The organism is Betaproteobacteria bacterium, assembly GCA_009377585.1.
In the GTDB taxonomy this organism is placed as follows: domain Bacteria; phylum Pseudomonadota; class Gammaproteobacteria; order Burkholderiales; family WYBJ01; genus WYBJ01.
Genome location: WHTS01000051.1, coordinates 11,952 through 24,586, shown reverse-complemented (window position 1 = coordinate 24,586; position 12,635 = coordinate 11,952). Strand labels below are relative to the sequence as shown.

Annotated in this window: 11 protein-coding genes; 7 read left to right on the top strand and 4 right to left on the bottom strand. The window is 65.9% G+C overall.

Annotated features, from left to right (window positions below; translation table 11 throughout):
- Window positions 1-115: 115 nt before the first annotated feature.
- Window positions 116-1,084: a tripartite tricarboxylate transporter substrate binding protein gene (locus GEV05_16605; protein ID MPZ44985.1), complete on the top strand. Its 969-nt coding sequence runs from the start codon at window positions 116-118 to the stop codon at window positions 1,082-1,084.
- A 149-nt stretch (window positions 1,085-1,233) separates the two neighbouring features.
- Entirely contained in the window at window positions 1,234-2,169 is a 936-nt protein-coding gene (locus GEV05_16600) for an LLM class flavin-dependent oxidoreductase (protein ID MPZ44984.1), read from the top strand.
- 362 nt (window positions 2,170-2,531) lie between these two features.
- Here GEV05_16600 and GEV05_16595 read toward each other — a convergent pair whose 3' ends face one another.
- Window positions 2,532-3,467 carry a hypothetical protein gene (locus tag GEV05_16595; GenBank protein MPZ44983.1) on the bottom strand — a complete coding sequence of 312 codons (936 nt, stop codon included), beginning with the start codon at window positions 3,465-3,467 and terminating at the stop codon, window positions 2,532-2,534.
- On the opposite strand from GEV05_16595, the gene GEV05_16590 reads away from it, so the two are divergent.
- Complete coding sequence (locus tag GEV05_16590) at window positions 3,466-4,551, top strand: amidohydrolase family protein (protein ID MPZ44982.1); 1,086 nt, start codon at window positions 3,466-3,468, stop codon at window positions 4,549-4,551. The two genes, GEV05_16595 and GEV05_16590, sit on opposite strands and share 2 nt — an antisense overlap.
- Window positions 4,552-4,659: 108 nt before the next feature.
- Here the strand turns inward: GEV05_16590 and GEV05_16585 are convergent, their stop codons facing one another.
- From GEV05_16585 to GEV05_16575, 3 genes are all read right to left on the bottom strand, one after another.
- Window positions 4,660-5,604 carry a hypothetical protein gene (locus GEV05_16585; GenBank protein MPZ44981.1) on the bottom strand — a complete coding sequence of 315 codons (945 nt, stop codon included), beginning with the start codon at window positions 5,602-5,604 and terminating at the stop codon, window positions 4,660-4,662.
- Window positions 5,601-6,587, bottom strand: coding sequence for a hypothetical protein (locus GEV05_16580; protein MPZ44980.1), 987 nt, complete (start codon window positions 6,585-6,587; stop codon window positions 5,601-5,603). Before GEV05_16580 ends, GEV05_16585 begins: the two co-directional genes overlap by 4 nt.
- Before the next feature lie 125 nt (window positions 6,588-6,712).
- Complete coding sequence (locus GEV05_16575; protein ID MPZ44979.1) at window positions 6,713-7,432, bottom strand: hypothetical protein; 720 nt, start codon at window positions 7,430-7,432, stop codon at window positions 6,713-6,715.
- Here GEV05_16575 and GEV05_16570 point away from each other — a divergent pair.
- The 4 genes from GEV05_16570 to GEV05_16555 all read left to right on the top strand — a co-directional run bounded on the left by GEV05_16570 (window position 7,431) and on the right by GEV05_16555 (window position 12,632).
- Window positions 7,431-8,993, top strand: a complete 1,563-nt coding sequence (locus tag GEV05_16570; protein ID MPZ44978.1) for a hypothetical protein — start codon at window positions 7,431-7,433, stop codon at window positions 8,991-8,993. The genes GEV05_16575 and GEV05_16570 overlap by 2 nt on opposite strands.
- A 99-nt stretch (window positions 8,994-9,092) precedes the next feature.
- Window positions 9,093-10,430 (top strand): amidohydrolase, encoded by a 1,338-nt coding sequence (locus GEV05_16565; protein MPZ44977.1) that lies wholly within the window; start codon window positions 9,093-9,095, stop codon window positions 10,428-10,430.
- Between the two features lie 104 nt (window positions 10,431-10,534).
- The gene (locus GEV05_16560; GenBank protein MPZ44976.1) at window positions 10,535-11,461 is read left to right on the top strand and encodes a hypothetical protein; all 927 of its coding nucleotides are present in this window, start codon (window positions 10,535-10,537) and stop codon (window positions 11,459-11,461) included.
- A gap of 43 nt (window positions 11,462-11,504) precedes the next feature.
- Window positions 11,505-12,632: a hypothetical protein gene (locus tag GEV05_16555; GenBank protein MPZ44975.1), complete on the top strand. Its 1,128-nt coding sequence runs from the start codon at window positions 11,505-11,507 to the stop codon at window positions 12,630-12,632.
- Window positions 12,633-12,635 lie beyond the last annotated feature (3 nt).

The window sequence follows — 12,635 nt, the reverse complement described above, 5'->3', positions numbered from 1 at the left end:
CATAGGACGCGAAACGTATAGTTCAATCGTAAGCCAAGATGGTCAAGTCTGCCGGGGTGCGGATCGATTGATGACCAGAAAGTTTCGTGCGCGGCTTTAACGCTGGAGGAGCGTCATGTCGAACCGGTTCGTTGGCAGCGTCCTGATCGCATCGGCTGCGTTCTGCACCGCGGCCCAAGGGCAGACCTACCCTGTGAAACCGATCCGATTGATCGTGCCGAATGCGCCCGGTGGTGGAACCGATACGGTGGCGCGGCTCATCGCCGAAAAGCTGTCTCCGACGCTCGGGCAGCAGATCCTGGTCGACAATCGCGGCGGCGCCGGTGGACGCATCGCGGCCGAATTGGTCGCGCGCTCGCCCAAGGACGGCTATACGCTCATGCTCGGGAGCGCTGCGACCCTCATCACCGGCCCCGCGCTCGTAGCCGACCGCAAGTACGACCCGGTCAAGGATTTTGCGCCTGTATCCCTCGCCGGCACCACGGCTTACATGCTGGTCGTGCACCCATCGCTGCCGGTGAAGAACGTGCGCGAATTCATCGCGCTCGCCAAGGGCAAGGCGGACAGCATCGCCTACTCGACCACTGGTCAGGGAAGCCCTGGGCACCTTGGGATGGAGCTTTTTCAGGCGATGGCGCAGGTGAAGCTGGTGCACGTGCCGTACAAGGGCGGTGCGCCGGCGATGCTGTCGCTGCTTCAGGGCGAGACCTTTGCGATGGTGGCGAATTTCCTGACCTCGCTGCCGGTCGTGCGTTCGAAACGCGTGCGCGCTCTGGGCGTTACCAGCCTCAAGCGCACGTCGCTCGCCCCGGACATCGCCACCATCGACGAGTCGGGGCGGCGCGGCTTCGAGCTGCAACAGTACTATTCGCTGGTGGCCCCGGCGGGCACGCCGCCCGAGATCGTGCAAAGGCTCAACCAGGAAATGATGCAGCGGTTTCCGACCGAGGAAGTGAAGAAGCGACTCGCGCACGAAGGGGTCGAGGCACTCGTGTCCAGTCCCGCGGAGACGGCGAAGCTCTACGCCGATCAGTATGCGAAGTGGACGAAGGCGATCCAGCAGGCCGGCATCATGCGGCAATAGCAGTACTGGCCTTCGCTCGCAGTGCGCTCTCAGGTTGTGGCGGCCGCCTGCAGGCCGCTGACCGAAGGCCAGGCAACTTGCAGCAAGTCGCGCGGCGCGCCGTATGGTGCAACAATAGTGCTACCAGAAACGCGATCGAGGATATTGTCATGGCCGCGCGCATCGGATATCTGCTGCCCACCCGCGAATCGATCATGGAAGGCCGGCCCGAGGCCGAGCCGCTGCTCGGGCTTGCCGAACGCGCCGAGCGTCTCGGTTACGACTCGGTGTGGATCGGCGATTCGCTGCTTGCGCGTCCGCGGCACGAACCGATCACGCTGCTGGCCGGTGTTGCCGCACGAACCAAGCGTGTGAAGGTGGGCACGGCAGTACTCCTGCCCGCCCTGCGCAATCCCGTGCTGCTGGCCCACCAGGTCGCCACGCTCGATCAGGTGAGCGCCGGGCGGGTGATTCTCGGCGTCGGCATCGCGACCGACGTGCCGAACATCCGCGCGGAGTTTCGCGCCGCCGGCGTGCCGTTCGAGAAGCGCGTCGGCACCATGATGGAAGGCCTACGGCTGTGCAAGGCGCTGTGGAGCGGCAAGCCAGTCGACTGGGACGGACGCTGGCACGTCGAGCAGGGCGTCATCGGACCGACGCCGCATCAGCCCGGCGGTCCTCCGATCTGGGGCGGCGGCTCGGTGCCCGCGGCGCTCGCGCGCGCAGGCAAGCATTTCGACGGCTGGTTTCCGACCGGGCCCGATGCGAAGGGCTGGGGGGCGCAATGGCGGCAAGTGCAGGCGGTTGCACGCGAGGCCGGACGCAATCCTGACGAGGTGCAGGCGGCGATCTACTTAACGCTCGCGGTCGACGAGGATGCGGCCAAGGCCGAACAGCGCATCGACGATTTCTTGTCGGCTTACTATGGGCAGCGTCCCGACGTGTTGCGGAAACGGCAAGCCTGCTTCGCAGGCTCCGCGGAAGCGGCCGCCGAATGGATCGACGGCTATGTGCGTGAGGGCGCGCAGCACCTGATCCTGCGCTTCGCCGGGGAACACGAGCGGCATCTGGACATCTTCGCGAAGGTTCGAGCGTCGCTCGCTTAGCCCTGAACCACACCACCCCGTCGGCTACGCCGACACCCCTCCTCGTGAGAGGAGGGGAAACCACACCACCCCGCCCGCATTCGCGGGCACGTGGCCCGATGCGATGCAGCGCATCGGGCGTTCGCCGGCTCGGATGTGCGCAGGGTCGCGCGGGAATTCGCGAAGTGTGCCTGCGCACACTTGCGCCGCGCGACGGCCGTCCGCTCCGTGGGACGGCCCGGCTTCCGAGCTATCCTTCGAAACCCCGACTCACTCTCGGGAGAGGAGGGGAATGCTTTAGCTCTTCCCCTCCTTGTCAAGGAGGGGCGGGACGCGACAATGTCGCGGACGGGGTGGTTCGGCAAAGTGCGCGGGAGCAAAGGCTAAGTGCTCGGCGTGCTCGCAACCCACAACATCTGCTGCGTCTGCGCGAGCAGTCGGCCCGAAGCGCTCCACACGTGGGTGAACTGATCCACGTAGCCGTTCTCCATGACGGCCGCTCGCGAATCCAGCAGGTTGAAGCCGGCGCCGGCCTGCGCGTAATCATCCTGGCTCCCTCGGTAGTAGACGGAAAAGGCGACGGTCGAGACCGGGATCTGGTCGGCGAGCCGTATCCACGGCGACGGAAACGGCGTGTCGCAAATCGCGGTGAGCGAAACCGCATCGAGCGGCCGCGGTTGGACATCGCGCAGCCACAAGCGCGCATCCATCGACTCGGCACGCGAGAACAGCAGCCCGCTCGCCGGCTTGAAAACGTACTGCTGGATCCAGGCGACCGGCGTGCGCGGATTGACGTACTCGGTCAGCGAGTCGGGGCCCGGAACCGTCGGAAATCGCGCATCCTGCATCGCCGCGCCGGATCGCGCTACGGAGAGCGTCACCTGCGCATGCGCGCAGATGCGACCCCGCTGCCACAGCTCGCTGCGCCAGAAGCCGACCGTGCGGTTCTGACGCAGGAGAAAGACGCGAGTCTCGAGCTCGCCGTCGTCGATCGGGCCCATGAAGACCGCATCGAGCGCGAGTGGTGCGCCGCGCGCGGTCGGCATGTGCAGCACGCTTCGGAGCAGCAATGCCGCGGTCCAGCCGCCGAAGGGGCCGATGGCGTTGCGGTAGCGATCGCTGGTGCGAGCACGATAGACGGCTGTGTTGTCGGCGCCGCTGCCAACCGCTTCCAGCTCCAGTGAGGCATCGAATGGATGCATGCGTTCCTTACCCTTTATCGAGAAATCCCGCGTATTCGAGGCCATACGGTTTGCCCGCGCGCTGCAGCCTCTGTTAGGCTTTTCCGTATTGTCCGCAACGATGCGCGAGAACGCCATGCCGAGCAAGCTGATACTTCGAACCGCCGACAACCAGGCAGCGCGCGGCGCCGTAGTCGCTTCGCACCATGGCGACAACGCGCAATGGCGCGCACGGCGCCGCGAGGAGATTCTCGAACCCGCGCTTCCGATCGTCGATGCGCACCATCACCTGTGGCAGCGCGGGCGTAGCCGCTACCTCATCGACGAGTACCTGGCGGAGGCCGAAGGCGGTCACGCCATCCGCGCCTCGGTGTACGTCGAGTGCGGGTCGTTCTACCGCGCTCGTGCATCCGAGCTGATGGCGCCGGTGGGCGAGGTCGAGTTCGCCAATGGCATCGCGGCGATGGCGGCAAGCGAGAGTTTCGGGAGCACGCGGGTCGCTGCCGCAATCGTGGGCACGGCTGATCTCACCGTCGGTGCGGAAGCGGCGCGGGTGCTCGATGCCCACATGGCGGTGGCGCCGGATCGGTTCCGTGGCATCCGCCTCATCGTGAAGTGGGATGCCGACGAGCAATTGAACAACGGCCGTTACGTGATTCCGCGAAGTCTCATGCTCGATCGCGATTTTCGCGCCGGTTTCGCCCTGCTCGCGCCGCGCAAGCTGAGCTTCGATGCCATGGTGTATCACCCTCAGCTGCCGGAGCTCGCGGATCTCGCGCGAGCGTTCTCCGATACCACCATCGTGCTCAATCATGTCGGCGGTCCGCTTGCCGGCACGCGCGCCTACTTGGCGCGCAAGGACGAAGCCGTCGCGAGCTGGCAGGCCGGGATGGTCGAGCTCGCGCGCTGCCCGAACGTGTACGTCAAGCTCGGCGGGCTGGGGATGCCTTACCTCGGGTTCGGCTTCGACACGCTGGAAGCGCCCGCGTCTTCCGATCAGCTCGCGCAGGCGTGGGGTCCGTGCATCGAGCATTGCATCCAGGCGTTCGGCCCGAGCCGTTGCATGTTCGAGAGCAACTTCCCGCCCGATCGCGCTTCGGCCGACTTCCATGTCCTTTGGAATGCGTTCAAGCGTATTGCGGCGAGATACTCGGCCGAGGAGAAGCGGGCGCTTTTCCACGACACGGCGGTCAAGGCATATCGGTTGAGGTCGGAAGGGTAAATCCCTCACCCCCAGCCCCTCTCCCAGGGGGAGAGGGGAGCTTCCTGCCTTCCCTCTCCCTCCGGGAGAGGCACCGAGGGTGAGGGAAGAGCGACGCCGGTCGCCGAGTCAACGCCCAGCTTCCGCAGCCTGCGCACGCTCGAGCGCCCGGGCCTTGTACCCATCCTTGGCTGCGCAGGCGGCTGCCCATGCGAGCGTCCGCTGCGCCTTCTCATGCTCGTACTTGTCGATCATGCTTCCGTCGAGCGTCCCGACCGACTCTCCCTCGCCGCTCAGACGATCGAACTCGTCCACGACCTTGTGCGCCCAGGCGACTTCGTCCGCACTCGGCGATAGCCCGGAGACGAGCGGTGCAATGAATGCCGGGTGCAGCGCGCCAGCGTGATGAATGCCTGCGACATGCAGCGCCGCGGCCTGGGTCACAGCCTGATCCGCCTGGTCGACTCGGCCCGACGGGTTGGGCACGAACACCCCGCCCGTGGCTTCGATGCCGAGCGCCATCGCCGCCAGCGCGACGTGATTCACCGGAAACGCGTATTGGTCGAAATCCGCGAACATTTCGATGCCGAGGCTGACCGCCATGTCGTAGCCGCCACCGCCGCCCATCGACCAGATCCTGCGCGGCGTTGCCGTCAGGATCTCGCCGATGTTGACCGCGCCCAAGGCGGATTCGATCATCGGGTAGAGCTCGATGCTCAACGGCGGGATGCCGCGTTCCTTCTCCAGGCGCAGGATGATCTCGTGCGCATGCCGCACCTCGGCTGCCGATTCTGTCTTCGGCAGCATGATGCGATCGACCCCGGGCCAGACGGCGTAGGGCAGGTCGGCGTCGACGAACGGCTTGTTGATGCGCACGTAGATCGAAGCGCCCGCCCTCGATGCCTTGGCGATCGACTCGCGGATGAGCGTGCGGCAGCGCGCCTTCTCGGCCGGCGCTATCGAGTCTTCCATGTCGAGGATGTACACGTCGCCGCCGCGGGTCCAGGCGCGGTCGATGAAGCGCGGATTGGTCGGCGTGACGAACATCGAGCAGCGCGCGACGCGGTTGTTCATGGCACGCTCCTTCCGGCCGGCGCACGATGCGCCGCGGCTTTCTGCTCGTCCCGAGCGTTGGCACGGTTCGCCCAGGCGAGATAGACCTTGGCGCGCAGGTCCACCGGCACGTCGATCATCTTGCCGTCGAGCGGCACGGATGCCATCCCGCGCGCGAGCCCTTCGGCGAAGACCTCGATGACTTTTTCGTAGTATGCGGCCTCGTCAACGCTCGGTCGAAAGCCCTCGTTGCAGGCGGCGATCCACGATGGGTCGGGACAGAGCGCGCCCTTGAACCCGGTGTCCCTGGCCCGTCCCACGGCGGCGCGCAGCACCTCGTCGCTTGCCCGCTCTCCGGTCAACCCCAGCGGGTAGCTCATGCCCAGCGCCTGACCCCCTACGGAGATCGCCGCCGTGATGAGCTGCGACTTGACGTAGTCCAGCGGATCGAAATCGAGCTCGGGGCTTGTCTGGATGCCGAGCGCGCGGCACAGTGCCGGCTCGTTCAGCAGGAACGCGCCGAAGCGGTCGCTGGCACGGGCGATCTCGAGCGCGTGCCAGACGGCCGCGGCGTTATCGATCTCGACATCGATCTCGAGCGACCCGGAATCGATTCCGCGGGCCGTCTCCAGTTCGGCCAAATGTTCGGCGGCGCGGACCACGCCCTGGGCATCTCGCACCTGCTGCAGCACGACGCCGGCGATTCCGCGGAACACGGTGGCGTCGAGCTCGGCGCGCGCCGAGTTGCAATTCGCGCGCACGAACACTCTAGCGCCACCCCGGGCCGCCGAGCCGATGGCAGCAGGCATGCGCGCGCGGACGCTCGCCTGCCAGTCGAGCCCGATCGGCTTGTCGAAATCCAGCACGATCGCATCGGCCCACGAGGCGAACGCCTTCGCTTCGAGGTCCGGATCGTCGATGGACAGGGCGAGCACCGAACGGCGGATGTATTTCGGCATCGGCCGCTCGCCGCTCGCTGGTTTCGCCTCGAAGGAGATATGCATGTTCCGCCTAGTTTCCTGAGTCAGAGTTCGTCACCCCCGCGAACGCGGGGGTCCAGGCAGGGTCTCGTTCTGGATTCCCGCTTGCGCGGGAATGACGAATTACGACGAATTTACGATTCACCACACTAGCCGGGCGCGAAGCCCGTGTTCACCGCGGCGACCTGGTCGGCTGCGGCGCACAGGCAACCTTCGAATCCCATCAGGCGCGCCTCGCGCGCCGCCCGCGCCGTGTGCCGGGCATCGGCCAGGCCGCCGCGCGAGCCGGGCCGCCAATGGGCGCCCAAGGGCTGTTTGCCGAATGTTCTTGCCGCCACGACAGCCCGTGTCATCAGATAGCGGTAAAGCCGAAACTCGTCCTGCGGGACCGGGCCCAGTTGCATGGTGAGGTCTACGCGCCCGACGCCCAGTGCCGTCACCCGAGGACTCGCTTGCGCGAGCGAGCCGGCATTCCAGAATCCCGGTGCGGATTCCAGTATCAATACCAACTGCGTTGCGCCGAGCTCCAGCCCGCGCTCCTTCTCCAGCGTGGCGACGAGCTGATCGAGCTCGGCGATTTCGTCGGCTTGCTCGGCTCCCGGTAACACGATGCCGCTCACGCCCCGCACGACCGCGGCCGCCGCATCGGCCCAGCGCGTAGCGCGATCGATGCGAACGAACAGCTCGCGCTGGATCGGGCCCAGGGTGCGCACCAGATCGTTCAATCCCGAGCGCGCCGCTTCCTTATGCTTCGGCGGCACCGAATATTCGAGATCGAGCACCAGCACGTCCGCATCGCAGCCGAGGCAGTTCTTCACCGCCTCGGGATCGTGGGCAGGGGCGATCAGCCAGGAACGCCTTCGATTCATGTCGTGTCTCGTGTCTTGCCGTCTCGACTTCGGTCGAGGAACGTCGAGGCATTCTACCCTCGAACATGCAATACTTCGCCATGAAGCCAGGGGGAGTCCAGGTAATGGCCGTTGTGGTCGATCGATCGACGCGTCAGGGAATTCGCGCTACTTGCTCGGTCAGGGTCGTGCGTGCAGCCGAGCCGACATCAAAGAGCGACACGCCATGAGCATTGCAAGCGAGTTGGCGCAATTCGTCGTCGGCGCGAAGACCGAGGCACTTCCGCCGCTCGCCCTGGAGCGGGCGCGCATGGTGATCGCCAGCACCCTCGCGAGCGCCGCGATGGGGCGCGATATCGCGTCTTCGAGCATCATTCGTGAGCTGGCGAGAGAACGCGGCGGCACGGCGCAAGCCACCGTCTGGTTCGATGCCGTCCCGAAACTTCCGACCACCGAAGCGGCGCGGGTCAACGCAGTGATGAGCGATGCCGCCGCCTCCGACGACAGCGACCTGCGCAACATCGCCCACATCGGCACCATCATCACCTCGACTTCGATCGCGACGGCAGAACGCACCGGCGCCTCCGGGCGCGAGGTGCTGGCCGCCATGGTGCTGGGCTACGAGGTGGCCGGCCGCATCGACGAGGCGCTCACCCCGGGACGCAGCGAGCGCGGCTTCCACAGTTCGATCTCCACCATTTTTGCGGGCGCGGTGGCGACCGGCCGGCTGCTTGAGCTTTCCGCCGAGCAGATGACCCAGGCCATCGCGCTGGCCGCCACGTCGATCGGCGGATTGCATGCGGCGGCGACCACGAGCACCGCACGCGAGTATCACGCGGGACTGTCGGCCATGCTGGGCATGAACGCTGCCGCGGCCGCGCAGAAGGGATTCATCGCCGAAGCGGACATTCTCGAAACGCCGCGCGGCTTCTTCTCGGCCTACGGCGGCGCGCATCTGGAAGACGTCACCAGGGACCTCGGCAAGGAATGGGACATCGTGACCAACATGGCGGTCAAGCTCGTTCCCGGCGGCCATCCGCATCACGCCGCCGCCGAGGCGGCCGCCAATGCCGCGATTGCAGCCGACGCAGAGCCCGCGTCGGTGTTGAAAATCACGATTTCCGCGCCGAAATACCGCACGTTGCCGGGACCCGCGCACCCGACCGATCTCATCGGCGTCGCGCACAGCCCCGCGTACATCGTGGCCGCCGCCATCGCCGACCGGGGCTACGGCTGGATCCATGCGTCGCCGGACAAAGTCTCGAGCCCGGTGATTGCCGCGCTGATCGACAAGATCGAAACCGACCCGAACCCCAAGGCGTATCCCGACCGCTTCCCGCATCACCATGGCGCCACCGTGACGATCACGCTGAAAGACGGCCGCGAGTTTTCGAGCCATGTCGACTTCCCGCGCGGCTCCGGACCGCGCGGAATCGAATGGTCCGACATCGATGCCAAGTACCGCGCGCTCATGCCGTTGAGCGCGCTCCCTACAGATCGAATAGAACGTGCCCTCGAGGTCGTGCATCGCTTCGAGCGCGTGCAGCAGATATCCGAGCTGGCGGACTTGTTGCACGCCTGAGCCCGGTGCGGCAATGATTATTCGGGGGCCCGCCTACGGGAATGACGAGCGTCGTCGCTCCCGAGCAGGGAGCCCGGGACAAATGATCGGAGGTACCCAATGACGACCGGCAAGGAAGCGCTGCAACGGCAGGTGTGCGAGGCGATCGAACGGCGCGCCGAAGCGCTGATCGAGATGGGCGAGACCATTCGCCATCAGCCGGAGCTCGGCTTCAAGGAGTTCAAGACTGCCGCGCGGGTGGCGAAGATGTTCGAAGCGGTGGAGGTAGCGCATCGAACCGGTCTGGCAATCACGGGGGTGAAGGCCGAGTTGAAGGGTACCAAGCCGGGGCCGACCGTCGCGTTGATCGGCGAGCTCGACGCGCTGGTGGTGAGCGGACATCCGCTGGCCGATCCGATCACCGGCGCGGCACATGCCTGCGGACACAACGCGCAGGTTACCGCAGTCGTCGGTGCGACCATGGCGCTGATCGACACGGGTGCCATGCAGCACCTGGCCGGGCGCATCGTGCCGTTCGCGGTGCCGGCGGAAGAATACGGCGACATCGCCTGGCGCCTGGAGCAGGTGCGTGCCGGCCAGCTCGAGTTTCTCGGCGGCAAGCCCGAGCTGATTCGCCACGGCCACTTCGACGACATCGACATGGCGCTGCTCATCCATACGACCAGCCGCTCGGAGGACAAGTCCGCCGGCACGGGGGTTTCGAACAACGGCTGCGTCGTCAAGACCGTGCGCTACCTCGGGCGCGCGGCGCACGCGGGCAGCTCACCGCACCTCGGCATCAATGCGCTGTATGCGGCCAACCTCGCGCTGATGGCGATCAACGCGCTGCGCGAAACCTTTCAGGAGCGCGACACCATTCGCGTGCATCCGGTGATCACGCAAGGCGGCAGGCAGGTGAACGTGATCCCGGGCGAAGTGCATCTCGAGACCTATGTGCGCGGCAAGTCGGTGCAGGCGATCATGGATGCCAATACGAAGGTCGATCGCGCGCTGCGGGCCGGGGCGCTCGCGATGGGGGCGCAAGTCGAGATCACCACGCTGCCCGGCTACATGCCGTTGACGAACCATCCGGCTTTGGGACAGGTGTTCCGGCGTAACGCGGAGATGCTCGTGGGTGCGGAACGCTACGTCACGCAAGGCCATCGTACCGGCTCCACCGACATGGGCGACCTGAGCCAGATCATGCCCGCGGTGCAAGGCTACATGAGCGGTGCCTCGGGCGCGGGACACGGCGCGGACTACATGATCACCGATCCCCGCTTCGCCTACCTGGGGCAAGCGCAGGCGCTTGCCATGACGGCGGTCGATCTGCTGTACGGCGATGCGGCGGTCGCAAACGACGTCCTGCGCGATTACAAGGCGCCGATGACGCGCGCCGAATACCTCGCGTTCCAGCGCGGCATCAACAAGACCGAGCGTTATGACGGGGCGGCATAGTCTGCTGTTTGCTTGACGCCCTGCTTTGACGCCCGTGTGGGAGGAAGCACTATGAAGACCTGGTTCGATGGATCCTCGCGGCTATTGCTTGGCGCTGCGCTTGCATGCTGGGCGCTAGGCGCAGCAGCGCAAAATTATCCGACACGTCCCGTGCGCATCGTCGTGCCGTACTCGCCGGGGGGCGGGTTGGATGTCACCGCACGCATCGTCGCACCGAAGCTTTCGGAGCTGCTGCGACAGAACGTCATCGTCGACAACCGTCCAGGCGCCGGCGGCACCCTCGGCAGCGAGCATGTCACGAAGTCGCCGGGCGACGGCTACACGCTGCTGCTTGCGGGACGCGGCCCGATCGCCGCCGCGCCGTTTACGTATCCGAATCTGGCCTATGCGCCGGCCAAGGATCTCGTTACGGTCACGCGCGTCGTTACCTTTCCCTATATCCTGGTCGTGCATCCACTCGTTCCGGCGCGCAATGCGCGGGAGCTGATCGCCTTGGCCAAGGCGAGCCCGGGAAAGCTCAACATGGCCTCGGGCGGCGCCGGCGGCGGGCAGCACATCGCGGGCGAGCTCTTCAACAGCACATGGCCCACACGAAGATGACGCATATCCCGTACAAGGGCACGGGGCCGGCGACGATCGATCTCATCGGCGGACACGCCGATCTCGGCTTTCTCGATCCCGCGGTATTACCGCAAGTGAAGGCTGGGAAGCTGCGTGCGCTGGGCGTTTCCAGCAAGAAGCGCTATGAGCCCCACCCCGAAATCCCGCCCATCCACGAATCCGGCCTTCCCGGCTACGACTGGGACACCTGGTACGCGCTGTTCGCTCCGGCGGGCACACCGGCAAACGTGGTTGCTCGAATCAACGAGGCCATGGGGCAGGCGCTGTCGAATCCGGACGTTCGGCAAAAGCTCCTGGCCGCCGGTTTGGTGGGCGGACACAGCAGCCCCGAGGATTTGCGCCGATCGGTCGAACAGGACACGAAGATGCTCGCCCGTCTCATCAAGGAAGCGAACATCAAGCTGCGCTGATGCACGCATTCGAGCGTATGCACCGTAACCTTCGAGGCAATGCATGGCCCTCATACTGACCAATCGCGAAGTCGCGCAGGCGATGGACGCCGCGGAATATGTCGATGCGATGGAGGAAGCGTTTCGCGCCTACGGCGCAGGCGCCGCGGTGAATTCGCTGCGGGCGGATGCCTGCCTGCCGGTCGATCGGTACACCCCCGAGGTCCGGGGACGTGTGCAGCGCCTCATCGAGGATCTGCCGCTGGATGCCGACCCCGTCTATGCCCCGGAAACGATCGCAGCAGCCAAGCGCGCGGGCGAAGTCGTGTATCGGCTCAAGACCATCTCGGGCGGCTATCCGCAATGCGGCGTGGCCGCGGTTCGCATCTCGACGCACTTCGATACCCAGACCCGGCTCGACGATACGCTGCGGCGCGTGAAGCTGCCCTTGGCGCCCGGCTGGCAGTTCATGAGCATGGTGGTGCTGCTGAGTCTGGAGACAGGCGAAGTGCTGGGTCTCATACCCGATTCTCACATCCAGCGCATGCGCGTCGGTGGCACCACGGCGCTGGGCGTGAAACACATGGCGCGCGAAGACGCGAGCCGCGTGGCCCTGCTGGGCAGCGGCGCCCAGGCGCAAGCGGCGCTCGAATGCGTGGCCGCGGTGCGCAAGCTCGAGCGCGTGCGCATCTACAGTCCCACGGCGTCGAACCGCGCCCGCTTTGCCGAATCGATGCGTCGAAAGCTCCACCTGGACGTGATCGCGGTCGACTCGGCCGAGAAGGCATTCGAGGACGCCGACATCGTACTGACCGCAACGAGCTCGTACGAGCCCGTGTACCAGCCGCAATGGCTGCGGCCAGGCATGCATCTGGGCATCGGCACACTGCTCGAAGAAGAAGTCGAGACGTTTCCGCTGAGCCGCTCGATCGTCGTGAGCCTGCGTCCCTTCGGCGGCAGCTCGGACTTCGTCCAGAACTTCGTCATGGGAAGCCGTAACGAGCCGACGTTCGGCCAGCTCATCAACAAGCAGTCGTCGCGCTTCGATTGGGAAAGTATGGTGGAGTTGGGCGATATCCTCAACGGGCGTGCGAAGAGCCGCGAGTCGCCCGACGAGATCACGCACCATATCAACAACAACGGTTGCGGTGGACTTGCCCTAGTTTCGTGGAGCCTTCAAAGTGCACGTTAGGAG

Coding starts and splice junctions, on each gene's coding strand:
- GEV05_16605 (MPZ44985.1), top strand. CDS start 116: ATGTCGAACCGGTTCGTTGGCAGCGTCCTGATCGCATCGGCTGCGTTC.
- GEV05_16600 (MPZ44984.1), top strand. CDS start 1,234: ATGGCCGCGCGCATCGGATATCTGCTGCCCACCCGCGAATCGATCATG.
- GEV05_16590 (MPZ44982.1), top strand. CDS start 3,466: ATGCCGAGCAAGCTGATACTTCGAACCGCCGACAACCAGGCAGCGCGC.
- GEV05_16595 (MPZ44983.1), bottom strand. CDS start 3,467: ATGGCGTTCTCGCGCATCGTTGCGGACAATACGGAAAAGCCTAACAGA.
- GEV05_16585 (MPZ44981.1), bottom strand. CDS start 5,604: ATGAACAACCGCGTCGCGCGCTGCTCGATGTTCGTCACGCCGACCAAT.
- GEV05_16580 (MPZ44980.1), bottom strand. CDS start 6,587: ATGCATATCTCCTTCGAGGCGAAACCAGCGAGCGGCGAGCGGCCGATG.
- GEV05_16570 (MPZ44978.1), top strand. CDS start 7,431: ATGTCGTGTCTCGTGTCTTGCCGTCTCGACTTCGGTCGAGGAACGTCG.
- GEV05_16575 (MPZ44979.1), bottom strand. CDS start 7,432: ATGAATCGAAGGCGTTCCTGGCTGATCGCCCCTGCCCACGATCCCGAG.
- GEV05_16565 (MPZ44977.1), top strand. CDS start 9,093: ATGACGACCGGCAAGGAAGCGCTGCAACGGCAGGTGTGCGAGGCGATC.
- GEV05_16560 (MPZ44976.1), top strand. CDS start 10,535: ATGCTGGGCGCTAGGCGCAGCAGCGCAAAATTATCCGACACGTCCCGT.
- GEV05_16555 (MPZ44975.1), top strand. CDS start 11,505: ATGGCCCTCATACTGACCAATCGCGAAGTCGCGCAGGCGATGGACGCC.